This is a genomic window from Streptomyces zagrosensis (assembly GCF_014203645.1).
GTDB lineage: Bacteria > Actinomycetota > Actinomycetes > Streptomycetales > Streptomycetaceae > Streptomyces > Streptomyces zagrosensis.
This window is the reverse complement of record NZ_JACHJL010000013.1, coordinates 134,217-148,927: the sequence shown is the minus strand read 5'-3', so window position 1 is coordinate 148,927 and position 14,711 is coordinate 134,217. Positions and strand designations below refer to the sequence as shown.

Genomic DNA, 14,711 nt, shown 5'->3' with positions numbered 1-14,711 from the left:
CCGGCCAGTGAGCGCGGGCCCGCGCTGTGCCCGGCGGGCCAGGGCCGGTCCGCCGGGCACCAGAGCGCGCCGGCGCACGGGCCAAGGCCATGCCGTACGCGAATCGAACTCACGCCGCTCACGAACCAGGCCAGACCCGCCCACTCTCGCCCACCCCCACCCCAGACCCCACCCCCACCCCAGACCCCACCCCACCCCAGACCCCACCCCACCCCCAGCCCCGCCCAGACCCGGTCTACGCCGCCATGCAGTAACCCGACTCGCGCAGTTCCGTCAAACCGGCCGGGCCCGCACGACCCGTCCACTCACCCCCCGCATCCGTACCAAGGAAGAGGACACACCGTGAAGACCTGGAGTGAGATGCGCGGCTTTCCGCTCGCCATCCGCCTCCTGCTGATCAACCAGCTCGGTGTGAACACCGGCTTCTACCTGCTCATCCCGTATCTCGCCACGCACCTCAGCGAGGACTTGGGAATGTCGGCCGCCGTGGTCGGGATCGTCCTTGGCGTACGGAATCTGAGCCAACAGGGCCTGTTCATCATCGGCGGGTCCGCAGCCGACCGGCTCGGCGCACGCGGCGTGATCATCGCCGGATGCGCGCTGCGCACGGTCGGGTTCGGCCTCTTTGCGCTGGGCGACGGGTTGCCGGTGCTGCTTGCCGCGTCCGTACTCAGCGGGCTCGCGGGAGCGCTGTTCAACCCCGCGGTACGGGCGTACCTGGCGCAGGAGGCAGGAGACCGCAAGGTGGAGGCGTTCGCGCTGTTCAACGTCTTTGCCTCCACCGGGGCGCTGATCGGACCACTGCTTGGCAGCGCGCTGCTGCTCGTTGACTTCCGAGCCTCCGCGCTCACCGCCGCGGCGATCTTCGCGCTGCTCACCGTCGCCCAGGCCATGGTGCTCCCCGCACGCAAGGTGCCGCCCACCCAAAGCAGCGTGCTCAGCGACTGGCGCGAGGTGGTGGGCAACCGGGCCTTCCTCGCCTTCTCGCTCGCCATGGTCGGCATGTTCACCATGGAGAACCAGCTCTATCTGCTGCTACCCGACGGGGCACGGCGTGCCACTGGCTGGGAAGGCGCCGCCGGCCTCGTCTTCGTCGTGGGCACGGTGGCCAACCTGACGCTTCAAATGCGCATCACCGGCCGCCTCAAGGAGCGGGGGGCACGGGCCCGCTGGATCAGCGGCGGGCTCGCCCTGATGGGCCTGGCGTTCGTGCCGCCGCTCCTGGTGACCGGCGCAGGCGCACCGGATGGCACGGTGGCCGCGGTGCTGGCGCTGCTGCCGGTATTGGCGGGGGCGCTGCTGCTCTACCTCGGCGTCATGATTGCGCAGCCGTTCGTGATGGAACTGATCCCGCAGTTCGGCCGCTCCCAACTGACCGGCACCTACTTCGGCATCTTCTACGTCGTCTCCGGCATCGCCGCTGCCGTGGGCAACACGGTGGTCGGCTGGGCCATGGACGCGGGGGAGCGGGGCGGAGCGCACTGGCTGCCCTGGGTGTGCTGCGCCGGCTTCGGACTGGCGTCGGCCGGCGGGGTGGCATGGCTGCACCGGCTGCGCGTACTGCCGGCCACTGGCCGTAGCGCTGCGGGCACCAGGCCCGAGGACCCGGCAGCGACCGGACCGCGGGCCGGTCGCCCACGAGGGGCGGACGCACCCGCTGCCACATCGGAGCCCGACCGCACGCCCGTCGTACGCGCGCAGCTCGGCAATGCCTTCAGGCGACAGCGCCCAAGCGACAGCAGCAGCTCCAGCGGCTCCAGCGACAACACCACGGGAGTACGACGATGAGCGACCCGAGCGCACCCACCACGTCGACCGATCAACCAATGCCGACCACCGAGGCCGGGCCGACCGCCGAGGCCGGGCCGATCGCCCAGGCCGGGCCGGTCACCGGCGCCGGGCAGCCGGCCAGCGGCAACCTGCTCACCGACAACCCGGAGCTCTACGAGGCGCGGTTCCCCGACGTACAGGGCCTTGCGGCGCGCTGGACGGAGGCCATGTTGCGGGCGCACGGCGCGGGCCCGCGCGTCCTTGACCTCGGCTGCGGCACCGGCAGGGACGCGGCACGGCTGCACGCCGCGGGTCGCAAGGTGGTGGGGGCCGACCTGTCCGCGGCGATGCTGGCGTACGCCCGGCGCGAGCACCCAGGGCCCGACTACGTCACCGCCGATCTCCGCGGCTTCGACCTGGGACGAGACGCGTTCGACGCCATCACCTGCCTGGACAGCGCCTTGCTGTACTGCCACACCGGGGAGGAGCTCGACGGGCTGCTGACCTCCTGCCGCCGGGCCCTGGCGCCCGGCGGACTCCTGGTGGCCGAGATGCGCAACGGGGCCTTCTTCCTGGGCAATACCGAACTCCTCGACGCCCCGACACACGGCGCGGTGAGCTGGCAGGGCACCACCTACCAGTTCGTCACCACGCTATGGGTGGACCGCGCCGCCCAACTGCTGCGGCGGCGCCGGGTGTGGACCGCCGAAGGGCTGTCTCACGCGGCACCGCCCCTCGAACAGCACTCCGCCTGGCGACTGCTCTTCCCCCAGGAGCTGCGCCATCTGCTGGCCGCGCACGGCTTCACCGTACGAGCGCTGCACGACGGCCCGGGCCCGCGAACGGAGCCCGTCTGGCACGAGGACAGCCCACCACCAGGCGACCTTGCGGACGGGGACCGGCTCCATCTGGTCGCCCAACTCACAGCCAGCTAGCTCCAGCGGCCAGCCCCCTCCTCCTGGCCTTCGTAGACGTCCCACCCGTCCCCCTACGCTCCCCCTTTCGCCCCACCACGCACCTGCACCAACCCGCACCTGCACACCATGCAAAAGGAGTCCCCAGTGACCGAACCCGCTCAGCACGACCGCTCTGCTCCCGCGTTCCCCGCCTTGCAGCGCCGTGGCTTTCTCGCCGTCGGCGCAGCGGCCGGGCTCGGCGCCCTCGCGCTCACCGGTTGCGGCGGCTCCTCCAGCGAAGGCGGCTCCTCGGGCGCAGACGGCAAGCCGAAGCGTGGCGGGCGGCTGCGTGCCGCGTTCGCCGGTGGGGGCACGGCGGAGACCCTCGACCCGCACTTGAGTAACCTGTTCGCCGACGCGGCCCGCGCCAAGGCCCTCTTCGACAAGCTCGCCGACTGCGGCGCCGACATGTCCGCCCAGCCCCGGCTCGCCGCCAAGTGGGAGCCGGACACGAAGTTGGACCGCTGGACCGTCACCCTGCGCAAGGCCACCTTCCACGACGGCAAGCCGGTCACCGCAGACGATGTGCTCTTCAGCTACCGCCGCATCGCCGACCCCGACAAGACCTACCGCGCCAAGGCATCCCTGGAGCCGATCGACCTGAAGGCGAGCCGCGCCGTCGATCAGCGGACCATCGAGTTCCGGCTCAAGCGGCCCACCGCCGAGTTCCCCAACATCTTGGCCGCGTTCGGCGCGTACATCATTCCCAGCGGCACCGAGAAGTTCGACCGGCCGATCGGCTCAGGCCCCTTCCGGTTCGTCTCCTTCGCCGCCGGCCGCTCGTGCACCGTGCGCCGCTACGACGACTACTGGGAGGGTGCCCCGCACCTGGACGAGCTGGAGTTCATCATCGCCAACGAGGAGTCCGCGCGCATCAACGCGCTGCTCGGTGGCCAGATCGAGTACGCGCACGAGCTGAACCCCGCCACCGCGCGCGCCCACGAGGACAGGGGACAGATCGACATCGTGCGGCTGCGCAACAGCGCCATGCAGGCGTTCGCGATGAAGACCGACCGGGCGCCGTTCGACGACAAGCGGGTGCGCGAGGCGTTCTTCCTGATCGCCGACCGTAAGGAACTGGTGGACGGCGCGCTGTCCGGGGCGGGCGAGATCGGCAACGACCTGTTCGGCAAGGGCTACGAGTATTACGCCAAGAGCCTGCCGCAGCGCGAACAAGACCTGGACCGGGCGCGCCACCTGCTCAAGCAGGCCGGCGCCGACGACCTGCGCATCACCTTGGACACCTCCGACGTCGCCGCCGGATTCACCGAGGCCGCCGGAATCTTCCGCGACCAGGCAGCCAAGGCCGGCGTCAAGATCAAGGTGAAGACCGGCAGCAAGGACACGTACTGGAGCGACATCCTCGACTCCGGCACACTGTGCTGCTACCGCTCGGGCGCCATGCCCATCGAGTCACACATCTCGCAACGGCTGCTCACCGACTCCTCCACCAACGCCACCCGCTGGCGGCGCAAGGACTTCGACGCCCTCTACCAACAGGCCCAGTCCACCCGGGACAAGCAGGCCCGCACCGCCGTCTACGAGCGCATGCAGCGCCAACTGCACACCGAGGGCGGCTTCCTGGTGTGGGGCTTCGCTGACTGGATCGTCGGCACCGCGAAGAAGGTGCGCGGCGTGGCGCGCGACGCGCCCGCCAACACGCTGGACTGGGCTCGGTTCGACACGGTATGGCTGGGATGAGTTCGCTGCGTTCCTGGCTCGCCCGGCGGCTGCTGCTCGGCGTCGCACAGACCGTGGCCGTGGTGCTGCTGGTCTTCGCGCTCACCGAGGCGCTGCCGGGCGACGCCGCCGTCGCGCTGGCCGCCGACAACCCCGACCCGGAGCGGATCAAGCAGATCCGCGAGGCGATGGACCTGGACCGGCCCGCCATCGAACGGCTCGGGGACTGGGCGGCCGGCCTGCTCCACGGTGACTTCGGCACCTCGCTGGCCTCCGGACGGCCCGTCGCCGACTACCTCTCCGATGGGTTCGGCCCCACGCTGCTACTGGCTGGGCTTACGGTGGCGCTGCTGATCCCGGTAGCGGTCGGGCTCGGCGTGCTCGCCGCACGCCGTGAGGGCGGCGCCGCCGACCGGCTCATCAGCTCGGTGACGCTCGGCGTGTACGCCGTGCCCGAATTCGCCTTCGGCGTGCTCCTGGTCACCGTCTTCGCGCTACGCCTGGACTGGTTGCCGCCCACCGCCGTTGGCTACGGCACCGATCTAGCGAGCCATCCCGCGGTCCTGGTACTGCCCGTGATCGTGCTGCTCTCGCGGCCGGTGTGCTCCATCAGCCGACTCGTACGGGCCGGCATGATCGACGCACTGTCCGCCCCGTACGCCGCGCAAGCCCGCCGCTACGGGGTCAGTGGGGCCAGAGTCCGCTACGCGCACGCGCTGCCCAACGCGGTGGCTCCCGCGGCCCAGCAACTCGCCCGTACCGTTGACTGGTTGCTGTGCGGCGTCATCGTCGTCGAGGCCCTGTTCATCATTCCTGGCCTCGGCACGGTGCTCATGGACGCGGTAGCCGCCCGTGACGTGCCGGTGGTGCAGGGCCTCGCGGTGATCTTCGGCCTAATCGCGGTGGTGCTCAACCTCGCCGCCGACCTGGTCGCACACCGCTTCGCACCCCGCACGGGGGTGGCCGCATGAACCCGCTCGCCACCACAGGGCCGGACACCGCCCGTACGCCGGCGGCCCCGGGAACCGAACCCTCGGCTCAAGGGCGCGGCGCGCCGCGCAAGTTGGCACCCGGCCGGTTTCTGCTCGGCCTGCTCATCGTCGCGCTGCCCCTGCTGCTCGCCCTGCTCGGGCCGCTGTTCGCGGGGGACGCGGGAGATCGCGGGGTCTCCTTCACCGTTGGCGACGGCCACTGGCTCGGAACCGACTTCGTCGGCCGCGACGTATGGCGTCAGGTGCTGCTCGGCGGCCATTCGGTGGTGCTCGTCGCCCTGTCGGCGACCGTGCTCGCCTACGCCGTCGCCCTGCCGATCGGCCTCGCCGCGGCCCTCACCCATCGAGGCTGGCTGGAGGAGGTGCTGATGCGACCGCTGGACGTGCTGCTCGCCATCCCGTCGCTGCTACTCGTACTGCTGGTCGCCTCCGTATACACGCCGGGGGCCGCCGGGCTTGCCCTCCTGGTGGCGCTGGTCAACATCCCCGACGCCGCACGCATCGTTCGGGCATCGGCGGCGGAGGCCGCCTCCCGCCCGGCCGTGGAGGCGCTGCGGATGCAGGGCGAGACCTGGCGGCGGATCGCCATCGGGTACGTCGGCCGCTCGATGCGACGTACCCTCGCCGCCGACGCGGGCGTACGCCTGACGGGCGTGCTGTACCTGGTGGCGACGGCGGCGTTCCTCGGCGTGGGCGTCGAGCCCGACGCCGCCGACTGGGCCGTGATGGTGGACCGTAACCGCACCGGGCTGTTCATCCAGCCGTGGGCGGTCGTGGTGCCCGCGCTATTGATCGTGGCGCTGTCGATGGGCACGAACCTGCTGTTCGACGCGGCGCTCGCACCGCCCGCCACCCGGCGGCGCACCCGGCGTGCTCGGCGCACGGCCTTGGCCGCCCGGCGGGCCACCCGCAAGGACCGGCGCGGTGGCGGCAGCAGCGGCAGCGGCAGCGGTGGCAGTGCCGGCAGGGGGCATGGCAGTCACGCCGAAGGCACCCCGGGCCCCGACGCCGCCACCGGCGATGGTGCCCAGCCACCGGGCGCCCCTGTCGATGCCCCTGCCCATGACCCTGCCGGGGCCTGCGCCCATGACCCCGCCGATGCCCCGGCCCATGATCCTCCGGACGGCCCGGCCGGAAGAGAGGAGAAGCACAGGTGAGCGTCGATGCACAGACCGTTGCCGAGGTCAGGGACCTGCGGATCGAGGTGGCGGGTCGGGCCATCGTGGACGGCGTGAGCCTACGGGCGCGTTCGGGCCAGGTGACCGCGTTGGTGGGCGCATCCGGCAGCGGCAAAACCACCACGGGCCTGGCCCTGCTCGGTGAGCATCCGGCAGGCGCAACCGTCACCGGCGAGGTCCGGGTGGCCGAAGGGCTGGTGGGCTATGTGCCGCAGCACCCCGCGGCCGTGCTCAACCCGGCTCGCCGGGTGGGCGCCCTGCTCGCGGACATCGCCCGCGGGCAGGTGCGTGACCTGCCGCGTGGCCAGCGTCGGGCCGCGGCCCGCGCAAGCGTTCTGCACGCCCTGGAATCGGCCCAGCTCCCGGACGGGGCCGAGGTGATCAGGCGCTATCCGCACCAACTCTCCGGTGGTCAGCAACAGCGCGTGGTACTGGCTCAGGCGCTGCTGCTCGGCGCGCGCGTCATCGTCGCCGACGAGCCCACCACGGGGCAGGACGCGCTGACCAAACGCCGGGTGGTCGGGGAACTGGCGGCCGTGGCCCGCCGCGGCATCGCCCTGGTGCTCCTCAGCCATGACCTGGACGTCGTGCGGGAGTTGGCGGATGAGGTCTTCGTCATGTGCGAGGGCCGCGTCGTCGAGCACGGCCCGGCCGCCAGGCTCTGGGCCGACCCCCAGCACCCCTGGACCCGGGAGCTCCTGGCCACGTTGCCGGTGGCCGCCGATGACCGGCTGGGGCCGGCCGCCACGGCCCGTACCGCCCCGCCCCCTGCACATGTCGAGGGGGCACCGCAGCGAGCCGCTGGCGAGGAAGCAGGCCCGGCACAGATCCCGGCCGCTACGCCGGGCCGCGCGACGGGCCCTGCGGCAGCCGTGGCGTCCAGCCAGTGGCCGCCCGAAGAGGCGGCACCGGGGGCGCTCACCGTGCGCGGCCTCACCGCCCGGCACCGTGCCACCGGGCGCCGCGGCACCGTTGCCGTGCTGCGGGATGCCGAACTCGCCGTCAGCCCGGGGGAGTGTCTGGCCGTGGTGGGCCGGTCGGGCAGCGGCAAGACCACCCTGGCGCGGTGCGTGGCCGGGCTGCATCGCTCGTACGAGGGGGAGGTGCGGCTCGACGGCGCCGCGCTGCCGCGCAGCCTGCGGGAGCGCTCACGGGCGCAACTGGCCGCCGTGCAGTACGTCTTCCAGGACGCCCACGCCGCCTTCGATGAGTATCGACCGGTCCTTGACCAGGTGGCGCGCACGGCCGTACGGCTGCGCGGCGTCGATCCACAGGCCGCGCACGAGGAAGCTGCCGCGACGCTCGCCGAGACCGGCATCGGCGCGCAGCTCGCGGCGCGGCGCCCCGGTCAGCTCTCCGGTGGGGAGCTGCAACGTGCGGCGCTTGCCCGCGCGTTGCTCGCCAGACCGCGGGTGCTGCTGTGCGACGAGATCACCTCGGGCCTGGACACCGTCACCCGGCGCGGCATTTTGGAGCTCCTGGTGACGTTGCTGCGCGAGCGCAGCGATCTGGCATTGGTGCTCATCACACACGACCTGGAGACGGCCGCGCTGGCCCATCGGGTGGCCGTGCTCGACGCGGGCGAGATCGTAGAAAGCGGATCGGCGCGGCAGGTGCTCACCGCGCCCCGGCATTCCTTCACGGCCTCGCTCGTCGCGGCCAGCCGGGCGTACGGGCTCGGCCCCGCGGCACCGGCGGATGCCACGGAACACCCCGTGTCCCCGTAGCGCCATACCCGCCGTCGTATGGGCGAGGGCGGGAAACCGGGGACGACGGGGGCAGCGGGACCGAGACAGACATGGGCCCTGGGGGAGGTGGCGGCTCCGGAAGGTTGACTTAAACGTTTGTTTAAGTCGTACGTTCCTCTGGAGCCGCTGATCAGGCGGTGCACCACCACCGAGGAGTCCCCATGGACATGGAAGTCACCGCCTGGACATCACTGCACCATGTGATGAACGCCAAGAACGACAAGCGTCCGTTCTCCAAGGCCGCCCTGCTGCGCATCGCACGGTTCGCCCGCCCACACCGCTCGCTGCTGATCAGATTCCTGGTGCTGAGCGTGGTGACCGCGGCCCTCGCGGTCGCCACACCGGTCATCGCAGGACGGGTGGTCAACGCCATCGTGGAAGGCGACGCCACGAGCAAGGTCGTCTGGCTCGCCGTGTCGATCGCCTTCATCGCGGTGGCCGAGGCCGGGCTCGGCGTCATCCAGCGCTGGTTCTCGTCCCGTATCGGCGAGGGGCTGATCCTCGATCTGCGGACCGCGGTCTACGACCATGTGCAGCGGCTGCCGATCGCCTTCTTCACCAGGACCCGCACCGGGGCGCTGGTGAGTCGGCTCAACAACGACGTGATCGGTGCTCAGCGGGCCTTCAGCGACACGCTCTCGGGCGTGGTGAGCAATGTGGTGACGCTGCTCCTGACGCTCGGCGTCATGCTCAGCCTCTCTTGGGAGGTCACCCTGCTGGCGCTCGTCCTGCTGCCGATCTTCGTACTGCCCGCCCGTCGCATGGGCGCCAGGCTGGCCCGCCTCCAGCGGGAGGCTGCGGGCCACAACGCAGCGATGAGCACCCAGATGACCGAGCGGTTCTCGGCGCCTGGCGCCACCTTGGTGAAGCTGTTCGGCCGCCCGGCGGAGGAGTCGGCCGCGTTCGCGGCACGGGCCCGGCGGGTGCGGGACATCGGGGTGCGCAGCGCGATGGTGCAGACGGTGTTCATGACGGCCCTGACCATGGTTTCAGCGCTCGCCCTCGCCATCGTCTACGGGCTCGGCGGCTACTACGCACTGCGTGGCACGCTCGACCCGGGCGCCGTTGTTGCCCTCGCCCTGTTGCTGACCCGCCTCTATGCCCCGCTGACCGCCCTGGCCAGCGCCCGGGTAGAGGTCATGAGCGCCATGGTGAGCTTTGAGCGGGTCTTTGAGGTGCTCGACCTGAAGCCGCTGATCGCCGAGAAGCCGGACGCCCGCGTGCTGCCTGACGGGCCGGCGTCGGTCGAGTTCGACGCAGTGGACTTCGCTTACCCGTCTGCGGACAAGGTCTCCCTCGCCTCTCTCGAAGAGGTCGCCACCCTCGACACCCGAGGCGGCGAGCAGGTGCTGCACCAGGTGTCCTTCCGGGCCGAGCCGGGCCAGATGGTCGCCCTGGTCGGATCGTCCGGCGCTGGCAAGTCCACCATCGCCCAGATCCTGCCCCGGCTCTACGACGTGGACGGCGGAGCGGTACGCCTCGGCGGCGTGGACGTACGCGACCTGACCGCCGACTCGGTGCGCGACACCATCGGCATGGTCACCCAGGACGGGCACCTCTTCCACGAGTCCATCCGCGCCAATTTGCTGCTGGCTCGGCCCGCCGCCACCGATGACGACCTGTGGGACGTGCTGCGCCGGTCCCGGCTCGACGGCCTGATCGCCGCTCTCCCCGATGGGCTCGACACCATCGTCGGCGAGCGCGGCTACCGGCTCTCCGGCGGCGAGCGCCAGCGTCTGACCATCGCCAGGCTGCTCCTTGCCCGGCCCCAGGTGGTCATCCTCGACGAGGCCACCGCGCACCTGGACTCCACGTCGGAGGCGGCCGTGCAGGAGGCGCTGGCCGAGGCCCTTGAGGGCAGGACCGCCGTGGTCATCGCCCACCGGCTGTCCACCGTCCGGGCGGCCGACCTGATCTTGGTGGTGGAGGGTGGTCGGATCGTGGAGCGCGGCACCCACGCGGAACTGCTGGCCCAACACGGTCGGTATGAGCAGCTCTACCGCACCCAGTTCGCAGACACGGACACGGACGCGAACGCGAACGCGAACGCGGGCACGAGCATGAGCACGGACGCGGGCATGAGCACGGACACGAAGCCGGCTGCCGGGGCGCCCGCCGGCGCCGAAGGCCCCAGCGGTGCGCCGGCGCCGCTGACCGCGGCGGCCGGGTGAGCGCCCGCCGCCGGTCACGGGCCACTGCGCCCGGCCCGTGCCACCACGCCGATGCCCTCCCCGTCACCGTGACGCGGAGGGCATCGGCGTACGAGGTCGCAGTGCCGGCGCCGGCGTCGTACGAGGGCGGCGTACGGCACCGGCTCACGGGTGTACGGGTGTGTGGGTGTACGGGGCCGGGGTGCGGTGTGGCGCGCGGATGCGCGGTTCCCGTGTGACTGGCCCGCGGCTCCCGTGTGAACGGCCCGCGGCTCCCGTATGGGTGCGTGTCAGCCACCGAGCCGTGGGCGCCACACGACGCGCCACGCGACGCGCTACAGGCCCGCCAGCCCTGCCAGCGTCCTCGCCTGTGCCATCTCCTCCGCGCCGTCCGCGATCTCGCCCATGGCGGCGAACCACAGGGCGCTCTCCACCGCCCGCGCCACGGACCAGGCGAGGAGCCGCCGTGCGTCCTCGCCCACCACGTCGGCGACCAAGGCGTACCGGTCGGCGAGCACCGGTCGCGGATCGGCGAGCTCGAATGGCTCGTCCAACTGCGTGAGTAGCGGCCACGCGTCATACGCCGGATCGCCGACCATCGGCTTGGGGTCGATGGCCAACCAGGGCCGCCGCCCGGCGGCAAGCACGTTGCCCGGGTTGAGGTCGCCGTGCACCACGACCTCACGCATGGCGGTCCCGGGCAGGGTACGCAGCAGCTTCACGCCGATCGCCACCAGCGCGGGGTCATAGCCGGGCGTGAGCCGGGTCATGCGCTCCTCCACCTGCCTGGCCCACTCGCTCGCCACCGCCGCGACCCGCTCCAGTCCGCTGTTGGTGGGCGGCGGCGCGGACCACAGACCGTTCAGCAGCTCGGCCGCCGCCGTCAGCCGCGCCTCGGTTGGCACGTGGGCCGCGTCGCCCAACTCGATGCCTGGAGTGCAGCGCTCGACGAGCAGTGCGTACCGTCCGGAGTCGGCGGCGAGCAGCCGCACCGCGCCGTTGCCGTCCCAGCTCCGCAGCCCCGCTGCCTCGCCGGACGCCTCGCGGTGCGGCCAGGTGAGCTTCAGCACCGCAGCGCCGCCGCCGGGCAGCGTCGCGGGCGCCACCCACGAGCAGCTTCCCCCGTGGATCGGCGGACCAAGACGCAGCGACCAGCGGTCCCGGAACTCCCCGATCAACGCGGGCAGCCCCGCGAGCCAGGTGCGGCCGGACGCGGTCTTGGACATCTCGGTGACCACGGGCAAACCGGGTGGGACCAGCGCGGCATCGGCCGGGCCGGCGGCGCTGGGCGTAGCGACTCGGGGCGAGGGAGCGGATTCGATCGGCATGGTGGGCGCGATCGGCGCGTGGGGCGCCGCGACGCTAAGGCCCCCGGCCTCCACGGCGGGGGATGAGGTGGTGGCGGATGCTAAGGCGTCCGGTGCTGACGAGGGCGGCATGTCGGCAGCGTAAGCCGGAAGTGCGGACGAAGGCGCGGAGGTTTTTTCGGCCCGATGGCTGACAATCGATGACGTCCAGGGCCCGCCGTATCCGCCCCGGTGCCAGCCCCGGCGCGCCCGCGCACCGCGCCACGGCCACAGGCGGCCCCCGCGTCGCGATGTCGGAGGCGGGGCCGATCATGGAGGGATGACCGACTCGTTCGTGCGGGTGCGCGGCGCCCGCGAGCACAACCTCCGCAACGTGGCCGTGGACATTCCCCGCGACTCCCTCGTTGTCTTCACCGGAGTATCCGGCTCCGGTAAGTCGTCGCTGGCTTTTTCCACCCTGTACGCCGAGGCCCAGCGCCGCTACTTCGAGTCCGTCGCCCCGTACGCCCGGCGCCTGATCCAGCAGGTCGGTGCGCCCAAGGTGGAGGAGATCACCGGACTGCCGCCCGCCGTCGCGCTGGAGCAGCGGCGCTCCGCGCCCACCACCCGCTCCTCCGTCGGCACCGTCACCACGCTGTCGAACTCTCTGCGGATGCTCTTCTCCCGCGCCGGGACCTACCCGCAGGCCACGAGCGAACGCCTGGACTCCGACGCGTTCTCGCCCAACACCGCCACCGGGGCTTGTCCCGAGTGCCATGGGCTCGGCCGGGTGCACCATGTCACCGAACAGTCGCTGGTGCCCGACCCTGACCTGAGCATTCGACAAGGGGCCATCGCCGCCTGGCCGGGCGCCTGGCAGGGTAAGAACCTCCGTGACATCCTCGCGGCGCTCGGCCACGACACCGACAAGCCCTGGCGCGAGCTGCCGCCCGAGGCACGCGAGTGGATCTTGTTCACCGATGAGCAGCCGGTGGTCACCGTTCATCCGGTACGCGACGCGACACGCATCCAACGCCCTTACCAGGGCACATACATGAGCGCCAAGCGCTATGTGCTGCACACCTTCGCCGACTCCAAGAGCGAGACGCTCCGCAGAAGGGTGCGCCAGTTTCTGGTCAGCGCCAACTGCCCGATCTGCGCCGGCCGCAGGCTGCGGCCCGAGGCGCTGGCGGTCACCTTCGCCGGCCACAACATCGCCGAGCTGGCCGCACTCCCACTCGACAAACTGGCCCAGGCCCTGCGCCCGGCCGCCGAACCCACCACGCCGGCCACCGAGCACGCAGGCCAAGCCGCCCAGCACACCGCCCCCATCACTGCCCCCACCACCTCGGCCCCCGCCATCCAGGCCCCCACCGGGCTGGACGGCATCGCAGCCGAGGTCGCCGCGACGCTCGCCCGCGACCTCATGGCCCGGATCGAGGTGCTGACCGAACTCGGTCTGGGCTACCTCAGCATGGACCGCCCGACCCCCACTCTCTCGGCGGGCGAGCTCCAACGACTCAGGCTCGCCACCCAGTTGCGATCCGGTCTCTTCGGTGTCGTGTACGTACTGGACGAGCCGTCCGCGGGGCTGCATCCCGCCGACAGCGCCGCCCTGCTGACGGTGCTCGACCGGCTCAAGGAAGCCGGGAACTCGCTGTTCGTCGTCGAGCACGAGCTGGATGTCGTACGGCGCGCTGACTGGGTGGTGGATGTCGGGCCGCGGGCCGGTGAGCACGGTGGCCGGGTGCTCTACAGCGGCCCGGTGGCCGGGCTTGCGGAGGTCACCGAGTCCGTCACCCGCGCGTTCGTCTTCCCCGACGCGCCCAGTGCGCCGGCCCGTACGCCCCGCACACCCTCCGGATGGCTCGGCTTACGGGGCGTACGCCGGCACAATCTGCGGGGCCTCGACGTGGAGTTGCCGCTCGGTGTGTTCACCGCCGTGACCGGAGTCTCCGGCTCGGGCAAGTCCACCCTGATCACCCAGGTGCTCGCGGAGGTGTTGACCGATCATCTCGGTGGCGTGCTGGAGGGGACCGACCAGGCGGACCCGGAGCCGCAATCCGCATCCGCGCAAGGGCAAGCGCCCGACGACGCACCGGTGCGGCTCCCGGCGGCCAGCGGGCTGGCGGCCGTGGACCGGCTGATCCGCATCGACCAGCGCCCCATCGGCCGCACACCGCGCTCCAACCTGGCTACGTACACGGGCCTGTTCGACGCCGTACGCAAGGTCTTCGCCGCCACCGACGAGGCCCGCGCACGCGGCTACCATGCGGGCCGGTTCTCCTTCAACGTCGCCAGCGGGCGCTGCGAGACCTGCCAGGGGGAGGGATTCGTCGCCGTGGAACTGCTCTTCCTGCCCGGTACGTACGCGCCCTGCACGGCCTGCCATGGGGCCCGCTACAACCCGCAGACGCTGGAGATCACCTACCGGGGCGCCACCATCGCCGACGTCTTGGAGCTGACGGTCGAGGCCGCGGCCGACTTCCTCGCCGATGTGCCCGCCGCGCTGCGCGGGCTGCGGGCGCTGCGCGAAGTGGGGCTTGGCTATCTGCGACTTGGCCAGCCCGCCACCGAGCTGTCCGGCGGTGAGGCGCAGCGCATCAAGCTGGCCACCGAACTCCAGCGGGCGCACCGGGGGCACACCGTATACCTGCTGGACGAGCCCACCACCGGGCTGCATCCGGCCGACACGGCACTGCTGCTACGGCAGTTGCATGGCCTCGTGGACGCGGGCAGCTCCGTCTTCGTGGTCGAACACGATATGGCCGTTGCGGCCGGGGCCGACTGGGTCATCGATCTGGGGCCCGGTGGCGGCGAACAAGGGGGGCACATCGTGGCCGCAGGGCCCCCGGCGGACGTCGCCGCGGCCCAGACCAGCGTGACGGCCCCCTACCTGGCGGCGGCGCTGCACGGGTGACGCCGCTCGGCGTGTGGCCTCGCCGACGAAC

General features: G+C 71.9%; 8 protein-coding genes and 1 pseudogene. 8 read left to right on the top strand and 1 reads right to left on the bottom strand.

The features are described from left to right. The first annotated feature begins 342 nt into the window (after positions 1 to 342). From FHS42_RS23580 to FHS42_RS23550, 7 genes and pseudogenes are all read left to right on the top strand, one after another. Complete coding sequence (locus FHS42_RS23580) at positions 343 to 1,788, top strand: MFS transporter (protein ID WP_312867009.1); 1,446 nt, start codon at positions 343 to 345, stop codon at positions 1,786 to 1,788. A 38-nt stretch (positions 1,789 to 1,826) separates the two neighbouring features. After that, a complete protein-coding gene (locus tag FHS42_RS23575; protein WP_184575122.1) occupies positions 1,827 to 2,705 on the top strand; it encodes a class I SAM-dependent DNA methyltransferase in 879 nt (292 codons plus the stop codon). 126 nt (positions 2,706 to 2,831) lie between these two features. Then, positions 2,832 to 4,427 (top strand): ABC transporter substrate-binding protein, encoded by a 1,596-nt coding sequence (locus FHS42_RS23570; RefSeq protein ID WP_312867008.1) that lies wholly within the window; start codon positions 2,832 to 2,834, stop codon positions 4,425 to 4,427. After that, positions 4,424 to 5,377 (top strand): ABC transporter permease, encoded by a 954-nt coding sequence (locus tag FHS42_RS23565; RefSeq protein WP_184575118.1) that lies wholly within the window; start codon positions 4,424 to 4,426, stop codon positions 5,375 to 5,377. Before FHS42_RS23570 ends, FHS42_RS23565 begins: the two co-directional genes overlap by 4 nt. Then, a pseudogene (locus tag FHS42_RS23560) lies at positions 5,374 to 6,276 on the top strand (ABC transporter permease); the annotation flags it as partial. The gene FHS42_RS23565 and the pseudogene FHS42_RS23560, both read left to right, overlap by 4 nt. 275 nt (positions 6,277 to 6,551) lie before the next feature. Further along, a complete protein-coding gene (locus FHS42_RS23555) occupies positions 6,552 to 8,303 on the top strand; it encodes an ABC transporter ATP-binding protein (protein ID WP_184575116.1) in 1,752 nt (583 codons plus the stop codon). 182 nt (positions 8,304 to 8,485) lie between these two features. Next, complete coding sequence (locus FHS42_RS23550; protein WP_184575114.1) at positions 8,486 to 10,495, top strand: ABC transporter ATP-binding protein; 2,010 nt, start codon at positions 8,486 to 8,488, stop codon at positions 10,493 to 10,495. Positions 10,496 to 10,809: 314 nt separating this feature from the next. Here the strand turns inward: FHS42_RS23550 and FHS42_RS23545 are convergent, their stop codons facing one another. Continuing rightward, entirely contained in the window at positions 10,810 to 11,913 is a 1,104-nt protein-coding gene (locus FHS42_RS23545) for an aminoglycoside phosphotransferase family protein (protein ID WP_246495288.1), read from the bottom strand. Positions 11,914 to 12,100: 187 nt separating this feature from the next. Here FHS42_RS23545 and FHS42_RS23540 point away from each other — a divergent pair, with 187 nt between their 5' ends. Then, positions 12,101 to 14,680: an excinuclease ABC subunit UvrA gene (locus FHS42_RS23540; RefSeq protein ID WP_184575112.1), complete on the top strand. Its 2,580-nt coding sequence runs from the start codon at positions 12,101 to 12,103 to the stop codon at positions 14,678 to 14,680. Positions 14,681 to 14,711: the final 31 nt, after the last annotated feature.